Annotated in this window: 1 protein-coding gene; it reads left to right on the plus strand. The window is 75.0% G+C overall.

Going from position 1 to position 13,933, the window contains the following annotated elements:
* Positions 1-218: 218 nt before the first annotated feature.
* Positions 219-13,922 (plus strand): type I polyketide synthase, encoded by a 13,704-nt coding sequence (locus SM793_RS07155; protein ID WP_320437183.1) that lies wholly within the window; start codon positions 219-221, stop codon positions 13,920-13,922.
* Positions 13,923-13,933 lie beyond the last annotated feature (11 nt).

A 13,933-nucleotide genomic window follows, 5' to 3' on the forward strand; every position in this document is an offset into this window, starting at 1 on the left:
TGACCGGACGTCCGGGAGTCGGCGGACCCACGGCGCCGGACCCGCGGCGCCGGACCCACGGCACCGGACCCGCGCCCGCGACCCGGTCGCCCGGGACCCGGCCGTCCGCCTTGGCCTAAAGTCCTGGTTTCGCGCCGCCGATCCTGCCCCGAAGCCCTGCTCTCCTGCCGTTCCTCTGGCGGAAGTCCCGGTCCGGTCCGAAAACGGATACTCCCGGTATGAAGCCCTCCATGTCCGGTGACCAGACGATCGGCCGCACCCACGACACCGCCATCGCCGTGATCGGAGCCTCCTGCCGGGTCCCCTCGGCATCGGGTCCGGCCGCGTTCTGGCAACTCCTGACGGAGGGCACCGACGCCCTCTCGCCCTGGCCGGAGCAGCGCGGCCCCGGCGGCGCGTCCTGGACCGGCGGCTTCCTCGACGAGGTCGGCACCTTCGACGCCGCCTTCTTCGGCGTCGAGCCCGACGAGGCCGCGGCCATGGACCCGCAGCAGCGCCTCGCCCTGGAACTGGTCTGGGAGGCCATGGAGGACGCCGGGCTGCCCGACCACCGGCTGCGCGGCTCGCGCACCGGCGTGTTCGTCGGCGTCTCCTCCGACGACTACGCCGCCCTCGCCGCCCGCGGCGACCGGGCCGGCCACGGCGAACTGCACGACTTCACCGGCCGGCACCGGGCCGTCGTCGCCAACCGGGTCTCCTGGACCCTCGGCCTCCAGGGCCCCAGCCTCGCCGTCGACGCGGCCCAGGCCTCCTCCCTGGTCGCCGTCCACCTCGCCTGCGAGAGCATCCGCCGCGGCGAGTCCGACCTCGCCTTCGCCGGTGGCGTCAACCTGATCCTCTCGCCGGACGGCATGCGGGCCGCCGCCGGCCTCGGCGCCCTCTCCGCCAAGGGCCGCTGCGCCGTGTTCGACGAGAGCGCCGACGGCTTCGTCCGCGGCGAGGGCGGCGGCGTGGTCCTGCTCAAGCCGCTCGCGCGGGCCGTCGCCGACGGCGACCCCGTCTACTGCGTGATCCGGGGCAGCGCCGTCAACAACGACGGCGGCGGGGAGCGGCTCAGCGACCCCGATGTCGCGGGCCAGCAGCAGGTCCTGCGGCAGGCCTACGCCAATGCCGGGATCGGCACCGAGGCCGTCCAGTACGTCGAACTCCACGGCACCGGGACCCCCGTGGGCGACCCGGTCGAGGCCGCCGCGGTGTCCGCCGTGATCGGCCGCGGCGCCGACGGCCGCCGGCCGCTGCGGGTCGGCTCGGTCAAGACCAACATCGGGCACCTGGAGGCCGCGGCCGGCATCGTCGGCCTGTTGAAGGCCGCACTGGCGCTGCGCCACCGCCGGCTGCCCGCCAGCCTGCACTTCCGCACCCCCAACCCGGCGATCCCGCTCGACGAGCTGAACCTCCGGGTGCAGACCGAACTCGACGCCTGGCCGGACCCGGAGGTCCCGCTGGTCGCCGGTGTCAGCTCGTTCGGCATCGGCGGCACCAACTGCCACGTCGTGCTGGCCGAGGGGCCCTACTCCGGCCACCCGGCGGACGCCGCCGCGCCGTCGGACCCCACCGCGCCGGACCCCACCGCGCCGGCCGTCGGTACCGCGCCGGTCGACGCCGTCACGACCGACGCCACGACCGCCGTCACGACCGACGCTGTCACGCCCGGCGCCACGCCCGCCGCCACACCCGACGCCGCGACCGCCGCGCGGGGCCCGCTGCCGTGGGTGCTGTCCGCCCGCTCCGGCCGCGCCCTCGAGGCCCAGGCCGGCAAGCTGCTCGCCCACCTGGGCGCCACCGCCGGAGCGGCCACGGCCGACGCCGCCGCGATCGCCCGCTCGCTGGCCACCGGCCGCTCCGTCTTCGAGCACCGCGCCGTCGTCCTCGGCACGGACCGCTCCGACCTCACCGCCCGCCTGGAGCGCCTCCACGAGGAGGCCGTCAGCGGTCTCGCCGCACCGGCCGGGCGGACGGCCTTCCTGTTCGCCGGCGGCGGCGCCCACCGGGTCGGCATGGGGCGTGAACTGTACGCCGCCTACCCGGTGTTCGCCGCGGCCCTGGACGAGGTGCTCGCCCACCTCGACCCCGCCCTCGGCCTGCGCGAGGTGCTGTTCGGCGAGCGCGCCGACGCCGGCCCGGCCCTGGACGGCATGCGCTGCATGCAGCCCGCCCTGTTCGCCTTCCAGGTCGCCCTCTACCGTCTGGTCACCTCCTGGGGCGTCGAACCGGACCTGCTGGTCGGCCACTCCTTCGGCGAGATCGTCGCCGCCCACGTCTCCGGCGCCCTCTCGCTGCCCGAGGCCGCCGCGCTCGCCGCCGCCCGCGGCGAACTGATGGAGGCCCTGCCGCCCGGCGGCGCCATGATCGCCGTCGAGGCGACCGAGGAGGAGGCACTCGCCGCCCTCGACGGCGTCGCCGACGTCTCCATCGGCGTCATCAACGGGCCGACCTCGGTCGTCCTCTCCGGCGCCGAGGAGTCGGTGGCCCGGATCGCCGACGACTTCCGCGCCCGCGGCCGCCGCACCACCCGGCTCCGGGTCCAGAACGCCGCCCACTCGCCGCTCACCCTGCCCATGCTCGACGAGTTCGCCCGCCGGATCGACGGCCTGACCGTCGCCGAGCCGCGCATCCCGATCGTCTCCACCGTCACCGGCCGCACCGGCACCCCGATGACCGAGGACTACTGGATCGGGCACGTCGGCGCGACGGTCCGCTTCCACGACGCGATCAACGCCTGCCGCGAGCAGGGCGTCACCCGGTTCGTCGAACTCGGCCCCGATGCCACCCTGACCCCGCTGGTCCGGCCGGACGAGGCCGAACTCGCCGTGGCGCTCCAGCACCGCGACCACCCCGAGCCGCAGACCCTGGTCACCGGCCTCGCCCAGGTCTGGGTCGCCGGTGTGCCCGTCGACTGGGCCGGGATCATCGGCGCGGCACCGACCGTCGACCTGCCGACCTACGCCTTCCAGCGCGAGCGCTACTGGCTCGACGAGCGCCCCGCCGCGCCCGCCGCCGAGCAGCACCTCAGCTCCGCGACCCTCGCCCTGCGCGACCGGATCCGCACCGAGCCCGAGGGCTTCCTGCGCCGCTGGCTCGCCGAGCATCTGGCCGAGGGCACCGGCGGGACCGGCCTCGCCGCCGACGAGACCTTCCGCGACCTCGGCTTCGACTCCGTGCTCTCCGTGCAGTTGCGCAACCGGCTCGCCTCGGCGACCGGCCTGCGGCTGCCCGCCAGTGTGCTCTTCGACTACCCGACCCCGAACGCCCTCACCGCCTACCTGCACGAGCGGATCGTCGGCGTGCTGGACGCCGACGACGACGACCGGCGGACCGCCGCCCCGGCCGCCGCCACCGACGAGGACCCGATCGTGGTCGTCGGCATGGCCTGCCACCTGCCCGGGGGGATCGACTCGCCGCAGCAGCTCTGGCAGGCGGTGCTCGAGGGCACCGACGCCATCTCCGGGTTCCCCACCGACCGCGGCTGGGACCTGGCCGGCCTCTACCACCCGGATCCGGCCAACCCCGGCACCAGCTACGCCCGCCACGGCGGATTCCTCTCCGGGGCCGGCGACTTCGACGCCGAGTTCTTCGGCATCAGCCCGCGCGAGGCCGCCGCCATGGACCCGCAGCAGCGCCTGCTGGTCGAGACCGCCTGGGAGGCCCTGGAGCGGGCCGGCGTCAACCCCGACGGACTGCGCGGCAGCCGCACCGGCGTCTTCGTCGGTGCGATGGGCATGGAGTACGGCCCGCGACTGAACGCCCCTGTGGACGGCACCGAGGGCTTCCGCCTCACCGGCACCACCACCAGTGTGGCGTCCGGGCGGATCTCCTACCTGCTGGGCCTGGAGGGCCCGGCGATGACGGTGGACACCGCCTGCTCCTCCTCGCTCGTCGCCCTCCACCTGGCCGTTCAGGCCCTGCGCAACGGGGAGTGCTCGCTGGCGCTGGCCGGCGGTGTCACGGTGCTCTCCACGCCGGGCATGTTCGTCGAGTTCTCCCGTCAGCGCGGCCTCGCCGCCGACGGCCGCTGCAAGGCCTTCTCCGACGACGCCGACGGCACCGGCTGGGGCGAGGGCGTCGGCCTGCTGGTCGTCGAACGCCTCTCCGACGCGCGCCGCAACGGCCACCAGGTGCTGGCCGTCGTCCGCGGCTCCGCCGTCAACCAGGACGGCGGCAGCAACGGCCTCACCGCACCCAACGGCCCCTCCCAGCAGCGGGTGATCCGGGGCGCGCTGGCGAACGCCCGGCTGGGTGCGGCCGACGTCGACGCCGTGGAGGCGCACGGCACCGGCACCACCCTGGGCGACCCGATCGAGGCACAGGCCCTGCTGGCCACCTACGGTCGGCGAGGCGACGCCGAACAGCCGCTCTGGCTGGGCTCGTTGAAGTCCAACATCGGGCACACCCAGGCCGCCGCCGGTGTCGCCGGTGTCATCAAGATGATCGAGGCGATGCGGCACGGCGTGCTGCCGCGCACCCTGCACGCGGACACCCCCTCCCATCACGTCGACTGGGAGTCCGGCGCCGTCAGCCTGCTCACCGAGCAGCGGGACTGGCCGGAACTCGACCGCCCGCGCCGCTCGGCCGTCTCCTCCTTCGGCATCAGCGGCACCAACGCGCACGTCATCCTGGAGGCCGCGCCCGAGCCGGCCGCCGCGTCCGGCGAGGAGCCGGAGGGTTCGGCCGGCGGCGGCGCACTGCCGTGGGTGCTGTCCGCCCGGACCGGGGCCGCGCTGACCGAGCAGGCCGCGCGCCTGCTGGAGCGGGTCACCGACGGGACCGAAATCGACGTGCACGACGTCGCGTTCACCCTCACGACCGGCCGCGCCCTGCTCGACCACCGGGCCGTCGTGGTCGGTGCCGGTCGGGACGAACTCGTCGAGCGACTCAGGGAGTTCGCCACGACCGGTGCCTCCTCCGGGGCGATCGCCGGCCGGGTCGTACCGGGTGCGGCGAACGGTGCGGTGTTCGTGTTCCCGGGCCAGGGTTCGCAGTGGATCGGCATGGCCCGCGAACTCCTCGACTTCTCACCGGTGTTCGCCGAAAAGATGACCGACTGCGCCGCCGCGCTGGAGCCGTTCACCGACGGCTGGTCGCTCCTCGACGTCCTCCGCGACGACGACCAGGCCGCCCTCGACCGGGTCGACGTCGTCCAGCCCGTGCTGTTCGCCGTCATGGTCTCCCTCGCCGAACTCTGGCGCTCCCTCGGTGTGAAGCCCGCCGCCGTCGTCGGCCACTCCCAGGGCGAGATCGCCGCCGCCCACGTCGCCGGCGCCCTCACCCTCGACGACGCCGCACGCATCGTCGCCCTCCGCAGCCTCGCCATCACCCGCCTCTCCGGCCGCGGCGGCATGCTCTCCGTCCTCGCCCCCCAGGAACGCATCACCCCGTACCTCACGGCCGGGCTGCAGATCGCCGTCGTCAACGGCCCCGAACAAGTCGTCGTCTCCGGCACCCCCGAGGAACTCGACACCCTCGCCGCACGCTGCGAGACCGACGGCATCCAGGCCCGCCGGATCGCCGTCGACTACGCCTCCCACTCCCCCCAGGTCGAAGACCTCCGCCAAGAACTCCTCGACCTGCTGGCCCCCGTGACACCGCGCACCGGCCACACCCCCCTCATCTCCACCGTGACGGGTGAGGCCATCGACACCGCCACCATGGACGCGGGCTACTGGTTCACCAACCTGCGCGAGACGGTCCGCTTCGACGCCGCCCTCACCGCCCTCCTCACCACCGGCCACCGCGTCTTCATCGAAACCAGCCCCCACCCCGTCCTCACCGGACCCGTCACCCAGGCCGCCGAGAACACCGACACCGAAGGCGTCCGCGCGATCGGCACCCTGCGCCGCGGCGAAGGCGGCCAACTCCGCCTCCTCCACAGCCTCGCCGAAGCCCACACCGCCGGCCTCACCATCGACTGGACACCCTGGACCCGCACCGGCCACCTCACCGACCTCCCCACCTACGCCTTCCAACACCGCCGCCACTGGCTGCCGGTCGGTGCGACGACCACCGACGTCGGTTCCATCGGCCTGGGTGTGAGCGACCACCCGCTGCTCGGCGCGGCTCTGCAACTCGCAGACGGCAACAGCGTCCTGACCGGGCGGCTCTCCCTGTCGAGCCACCCGTGGCTGGCCGATCACGCCGTGTTCGGGACGGTCATCCTGCCCGGCACCGCGTTCGTCGAACTCGCCCTGCACGCCGCCGACCAGGTCGGCTACCGCGTCCTCGACGAACTCACCCTCGAACGCCCCCTCGTCCTCACCGACACCACCCACAGCGTCATCCAGCTCACCGTCACCGCCCCCGACACCGACGGCCGACGCACCGTCACCATCCACTCCCGCCCCCAGACCACCGACACCGGCACCGACACCGGCACCATCGACGACTGGACCCGCCACGCCGTCGGCACCCTCACCGACACCCCCACCAGCGCCCCCGCCCCCTACACCGGCACCTGGCCCCCCACCGGCGCCCAGCGCATCGACACCACCGATGCCTACGAGCGACTCGGCGCACTGGGCTACGGCTACGGGCCCGCCTTCCAGGGGCTCACCGCGCTCTGGCAGCAGGGCCAGGACCTCTTCGCCGAGATCGTCCTGCCCACGGACACCGACGGCTTCGCCCTGCACCCCGCCCTCCTCGACGCCGCCCTCCACCCGCTTCCCACCGGTGACCTGTGGGTCCCGTTCTCCTGGAACGGCGTCCAGCTCCACGCCACCGACGCCACCACCCTGCGCGTCCACCTCACCCGCCGCAGCGACAGCGCCGCCCACCTCACCGCCTACGACACCACCGGCAACCCCGTCGTCACCGTCGACGACCTCCGCCTCCAGCGAATGTCCGCCGACCAACTCGCCACCACCACCGACGAACCGCTCTACCGGATCGGTTGGACGCAGCTGCCCACTCCGCAGCAGCCCGCCGCGCCCAGCGATGTCACCGTCGCCCGGGTCGCGCCCGGCGGCGAGCTGCGCGACCGCCTCACCGAAGTCCTGGAACTCACCCAGCAGTTCCTCGGCGACCCCGCCAACGACAACGCCCGACTCGCCGTCGTCACCCAGGGCTCGATCACCGACCGGCCCGACCCCGTCACCGCCGCCGTCTGGGGCCTGCTCCGCTCCGCCCAGACCGAACACCCCGACCGCATCCTGCTGATCGACGCCGACACCTGGTCGGAGTCGGCCCTCGCCACCGCCGTCGCCACCGGCGAACCGCAGGTCGCGGTGCGCGGTTCCGAGGTACTGGCGCCGCGGCTCACCGTCGTCACCCCGACCACGGACACCACCGCACCACCGGTCCGGGACCCGAACGGCACGGTGCTGATCACCGGCGCCAGCGGCACTCTGGGGCAGTTGGTCGCCCGCCACCTGGTCACCGAGCACGGCGTCCGCCACCTGCTGCTGCTCAGCCGCAGCGGCACCGCCGCCCCCCAGGACCTCCTGGACACCGGAGCGCACATCACCGTGCGAGCCTGCGACGTCGCCGACCGCGACCAACTCGCCGCCGCCCTCGCCACCATCCCCACCGAACACCCGCTCACCGCCGTCATCCACACCGCCGGCGTCCTCGACGACGGCGTCCTCCAAGCCCTCACCCCCGAACGCCTCGACACCGTCCTGCGCCCCAAGGCCGACGCCGCCCACGCCCTCCACGAACTCACCGCCGGGACCGACCTCGCCGCGTTCGTCCTCTTCTCCTCCGCCGCCGGCGTCCTCGGCTCCGCAGGCCAGGCCAACTACGCCGCCGCCAACGCCTACCTCGACGCCTTCGCCACCCGACGACACGCCGACGGACTCCCCACCACCTCCCTCGCCTGGGGCCTCTGGGCCGACGCCAGCTCCATGACCGGCCACCTCGACAGCGCCGACCTGAACCGCCTCACCCGCACCGGCCTCGCACCCCTCACCACCACCCAGGGCCTCAACCTCCTCGACCAAGCCCTCACCACCACCCACCCCACCCTCGTCCCCGCCCGACTCGACCTCCCCACCCTGCGCACCCGAGCCACCGACAACACCCTCCCCACCCTCTACCGCAACCTCGTCCGCACCCCCACCCGACCCACCGCCGCCACCACCACCCAGGCAGCCACCTGGACCACCCACATGGCCACCCTCACCCCCGAGGAACGCCACACCACCCTCATCACCCTCCTCCACCACCACATCAACACCGTCCTCGGCCACACCACCACCAACACCCCCGGCACCGACAACCCCGACACCGACCGACCCTTCCGCGACATGGGCTTCGACTCCCTCACCGGACTCGAACTCCGCACCCGCCTCCAGAACACCACCGGCCTGCGCCTCCCCTCCACCCTCGTCTTCGACTACCCCACCCTCACCACCCTCGCCCACCACCTCGACCAACACATCCAAGGCACCACCACCCACACACCCACCACCCCCACCACCACCCCCACCGACCACGACCCCATCGTCATCGTCGGCATGGCCTGCCGCTACCCCGGCGACATCACCACCCCCCAGGACCTCTGGCGAGCCGCGCTGGACGGCGCGGACGTCATCTCGGACTTCCCCACCGACCGCGGCTGGGACCTCGCCAACCTCTACGACCCCGACCCCGACGCCGTCGGCCGGACCTACACGCGCAAGGGCGGTTTCCTCCAGAACGCCGCCGTGTTCGAGCCGGAGTTCTTCGGCATCAGCCCGCGCGAGGCCACCGCGATGGACCCGCAGCAGCGCCTGCTGCTGGAAACCTCCTGGGAGGCCCTGGAGCGGGCCGGCATCGACCCCGCCACCCTGCGCGGCAGCCGCACCGGCGTCTTCGCCGGCCTGATGGCGATGGAGTACGGGCCGCCGCTGCACGAGCCGGTCGAGGGCATGGACGGCTTCCGGATGCTCGGCAGCTCGTCGAGCGTGGCGTCCGGGCGGATCTCCTACCTGCTGGGCCTGGAGGGCCCGGCGATGACGGTGGACACCGCCTGCTCCTCCTCGCTGGTCGCCCTCCACCTGGCCGCCCAGGCGCTGCGCAACGGCGAGTGCACGCTGGCCGTCGCGGGCGGGGTGACGGTGATGTCCACGCCGACCACCTTCGTGGAGTTCTCCCGCCAGCGCGCCATGTCGCCCGACGGCCGCTGCAAGGCCTTCTCCGACGACGCCGACGGCGCCGGCTGGTCCGAGGGCGTCGGCATGCTCGTCGTCGAACGCCTCTCCGACGCCCGCCGCAACGGCCACCAAGTGCTGGCCGTCGTCCGCGGCTCCGCCGTCAACCAGGACGGCGGCAGCAACGGCCTCACCGCGCCCAACGGCCCCGCCCAGCAGCGGGTGATCCAGGACGCGCTGGCCAGTGCCCGGCTGACCGGCGCGGACGTGGACGTCGTGGAGGCGCACGGCACCGGCACCGCGCTGGGCGACCCGATCGAGGCACAGGCCCTGCTGGCCACCTACGGCCAGCAGCGCGACGCCGAACACCCACTCTGGCTCGGCTCGTTGAAGTCCAACCTGGGCCACACCCAGGCCGCCGCCGGCGTCGCGGGCATCATCAAGATGGTCCAGGCGATGCGCCACGGCGTGATGCCCCGCACCCTGCACGCCGACACCCCCTCCCACCACGTGGACTGGGAGTCCGGCGCCGTCAGCCTGCTCACCGAGCAGCAGGACTGGCCCGAACTCGACCGCCCGCGCCGCTCCGCCGTCTCCTCCTTCGGCATCAGCGGCACCAACGCCCACGTCATCCTGGAGGCCGCACCCGAGGAGCCGGTGGGCACCCCGGTCCAGGAGGGCCCCGAAGCGGCCCCGGCGGTCGCCTGGGCACTGTCGGCGAAGACCCAGGACGGGCTGCGCCGGCAGGCCGCCCGCCTGCTGGAGCGGCTCACCGACGGGACCGACGGCCCCGGCCTCGACCCGCGCGACGTCGGGCACACCCTGGCCGTGGGCCGGGCGGTGCTGGACCACCGGGCCGTGCTCCTGGGCGCCGGGCGCGAGGAGCTGACCGGCGCGCTGGCCGCCCTCGCCCGCGGCGAGGAGAGCCCCGCCGTCGTCACCGGCCGCACGGGTGCCGCCGGCGCCGGCGGGCTGGCCGTGGTGTTCTCCGGCCAGGGCTCGCAGCGGGCCGGGATGGGCCGGGAGCTGTACGAGCGGTACCCGGTGTTCGCCGAGGCGTTCGACGCCGTCTGCCGGGCGGTGGACGAGCAGCTCGACGGCCACGCCGAACACCCGCTGCGCGACGTGGTGTTCGCCGAAGCCGGCACCCCGGTGGCGGCGCTGCTGAACCAGAGCATGTACACCCAGACCGGCCTGTTCGCCCTGGAGGTGGCGCTGCTCGCGCTGCTGGAGGAGCGCGGGGTGACGCCCGACTACGTCATGGGCCACTCGCTGGGCGAGATCACCGCGGCGTACGCGGCGGGCGTGCTCACGCTGCCCGACGCCTGCGCCCTGGTGGCCGCCCGCGGCCGGCTGATGCAGTCCCTGCCGGTGGGCGGGGCGATGGTCGCGATCGAGGCCGGGGAGCGGGAGGCCGAGGCGTACATCGCCGGGGCCGGCCTGGCCGACGCGGTCGGGATCGCCGCCGTCAACGGGCCGCTGGCCGTGGTGGTCTCGGGCGACGAGGAGGCGGCGGTCGCGGTCGCCGAGCACTTCCGGGCCACCGGGCACCGGGTGCGCCGGCTGTCGGTGTCGCACGCCTTCCACTCGCACCGGATGGACGCGATGCTCGACGAGTTCGCCGAGGTGCTGGCGGGCCTGACGTTCCGGGCGCCGCTGATCCCGGTGGTGTCGAACGTCACCGGCGGCCTGATCGACGCCGAGCGGTTCGGCACTCCGCAGTACTGGGTGGAGCACGTCCGCGGGGCGGTGCGCTTCGCCGACGGGGTGCGCTGCCTGGCCGGGCACGGCATCACCGCCTTCCTGGAGGTCGGCCCCGAGGCCGTGGTGACGCCGATGGTGCACGCCACCCTCGACGAGGAGCTCGGCCGGGACGGCTTCGTCGCGGTGGCCGCGCTCACCGCCGGCCGGCCGGAGCCGCTCGCGCTCGCCCAGGCGCTGGCCCGGCAGTTCGTGGCGGGCGTGCCGGTGCCGTGGGAGCGGACCGTGCCCGGCGGCCGGCTGGTCGAGCTGCCCGGCCACGTCTTCGCGGGACAGCGCTACTGGCAGGACGCGGCCGGCTCGACGGCCGGCCTCCGGGCCGCCGGCCTGCACGCCGTCCAGCACCCGCTGCTCGGCGCCGCCGTCCACCTGCCGGACGGCCAGGCCGTGCTCACCGGCCGGGTGCTGCCCGGCTCGCACCCCTGGCTCGCCGACCACGCGGTCGACGGGACGGTGCTGCTGCCCGGCACGGCCTTCCTGGACCTCGCGCTGCACGCCGCCGACGCGGTGGGCTGCCGGCTGGTGGAGGAGCTGACGCTGGAGGCACCGCTGGTCCTGCCGGCCGAGGCCGCCGTGTACCTCCAGGTCGCCGTCGGCACCGCGGACGAGGCGGGCCGCCGGTCCGTCACTGTGCACTCCTCGGCCACGCCGGCCTCGGGCACCGAGCCCTCGGTCCGGCATGCGACCGGGGTGCTGTCCCCGGCGCCCGCGCAGCCGGCCGGGGCGTGGCCCTGGCCACCGGCAGACGCCCGGCCGGTCCCGGTCGACGGGCTGTACGAGGAGCTCGCGGGGCGCGGCTACGGCTACGGCCCGGTGTTCCAGGGCCTGCGGGCCGCCTGGGCGACGTCCGACGCCCTCTACGCGGAGGTCGAACTCCCGGCCGTTGCGGACGGGTTCGGGATCCACCCGGCCCTGCTCGACGCGGCCCTGCACGCCGTGACGCTCGGCGTCCCGTCGCTCGGCGGGACGGAGACCGGCGCGGGCGTGAGCAGCGCGGGCGTGAACGGCACGGGCGTGAACGGCACGGGCGTGAACGGCACGGGCGTGAACAGCGCGGGCGGCGCGAACGGTGCGGGCGCCCCCGGCGCCGGCCGGCCGCTGCTGCCGTTCTCCTGGGCCGGGGTCTCGCTGGACGCGTCCGGGGCGACGGCGGTCCGGGTGCGGCTCGCCGCCGCCGGTGAGGACACCGTGGCGCTCACCGCCGTCGACACCACCGGCCGACCGGTGATCACCGTGGACGCCCTGACGCTGCGCCGGATGTCCGGGGCCGCACCGGACCGGGACGGCGGGCTGCACCTGCACTGGCGGGCCGCCCCGGCCGGCCGGCCGGGTTCCGCTCCGGCCGACGTCACCGTCGCCCTGGTCGCCCCCGGTGGCGACCTGCGGGCCAGGCTGACCGAAGTCCTGGCGCTGACACAGAAGTTCCTGACCGCGTCCGGGTCGGTGGACGGCCGGCTCGCCGTGGTCACCCAGGGCACGATGGCGGAGCGGCCCGACCCGGTCACCGCCGCCGTCTGGGGCCTGCTGCGCTCGGCCCAGGCCGAGAACCCCGGCCGGATCCTGCTGATCGACGTGGACACCTGGTCGGAGGAGGCGTTCGCGCCGGCCGTCGGCTCGGGCGAGCCCCAGGTGGCCGTCCGCGACGGGCAGCTGCTGGTGCCCCGGCTGACCCGTTCCGCCCCGTCGGCACCGGACCCGGACGCGCCCGACGCCCGGGCCGTCCCGGTGACGCCGCGCGCGCTCGACCCCGAGGGCACTGTCCTCGTCACCGGCGCGAACGGCACTCTGGGGCAGTTGGTCGCCCGCCACCTGGTCACCGGGCACGGCGTCCGCCACCTGCTGCTGCTCAGTCGCAGCGGCACCGCCGCCCCCCAGGAACTCCTGGACACCGGAGCGCAGGTCACCGTGCGAGCCTGCGACGTCGCCGACCGCGACCAACTCGCCGCCGCCCTCGCCGACATCCCCACCGAACACCCACTCACCGCCGTCATCCACACCGCCGGCGTCCTCGACGACGGCGTCCTCCAGGCCCTCACCCCCGAACGCCTCGACACCGTCCTGCGCCCCAAGGCCGACGCCGTCCACCACCTGCACGACCTGACCGCCGGGACCGACCTCGCCGCCTTCGTCCTCTTCTCCTCCGCCGCCGGCGTCCTCGGCTCCGCGGGACAGGCCAACTACGCCGCCGCCAACGCCTACCTCGACGCCTTCGCCACCCGACGACACGCCGACGGACTCCCCACCACCTCCCTCGCCTGGGGCCTCTGGGCCCAGGCGAGCGGGATGACGGCGGGCCTGGCGGCGGCCGACCTGGGCCGGATCGCCCGGACGGGCCTGCGGCCGACCTCGACCGAGGAAGGACTGGCGGCGTTCGACCGGGCCCTGCTCGGCACGCGGCCGGTGGTCGTCCCGGTCGCCGTCGACCCGGCGGCGCTGGACGCGGACAGCGCGCCACCGCTGCTGCGGGACCTGGTGCCGGCGCCCCGTCGCCGGGCGGCCGCGGCGGGAGCCACCGCCGTCGCCGAGGAGTCCCTCGCCGACCGGCTGGGCGGGCTGTCGCCCGAGCAGCGGCGCGAGCTGGTGCTCGGTCTGGTGCTGGCGGACGTGGCACACGTCCTCGGCTACGGGAACGCCCACGGCGTCTCCGCCGAGGGAGCCTTCCGCGATCTCGGCTTCGACTCGCTGACCGCCGTCGAGCTGCGCAACCGGATCAACGACCGGACCGGCCTCAAGCTGGGCGTGACGGCCGTGTTCGACCACCCCAGCCCGCGCGAGCTGGCGGACCATCTGCTCGACCGCCTCGCCCCGGCGCCCGCCGAGGCCGCGGACGCCGGAGAGCCGGACTACGAAGGGGTGCTGGCCGACCTGGCCAGGATCCGCACGCACCTCGCCGCGCTGGACCTCACCGGCGCCCAGCGCACCACCCTGGCCGAGACCCTGCGCGACCTGTCGGAGCCGTGGAGCGGCGGCCCGTCCGAGACGGCGGCCGAGGCTCCGGCCGGCCTCGCCTCGGCCAGCGCCGCCGAAGTCCTCGACTTCGTCACCAACAGCCTCGGCATCTCCGTGTCCGGCGACGAAGCCCCCACCGACCTGAGCTGAGAGTGAGCCCA

Origin of the sequence: Kitasatospora purpeofusca (assembly GCF_034043715.1) — a bacterium.
GTDB classification, from domain to species: domain Bacteria; phylum Actinomycetota; class Actinomycetes; order Streptomycetales; family Streptomycetaceae; genus Kitasatospora; species Kitasatospora purpeofusca_A.

Coding starts and splice junctions, on each gene's coding strand:
- SM793_RS07155 (WP_320437183.1), top strand. CDS start 219: ATGAAGCCCTCCATGTCCGGTGACCAGACGATCGGCCGCACCCACGAC.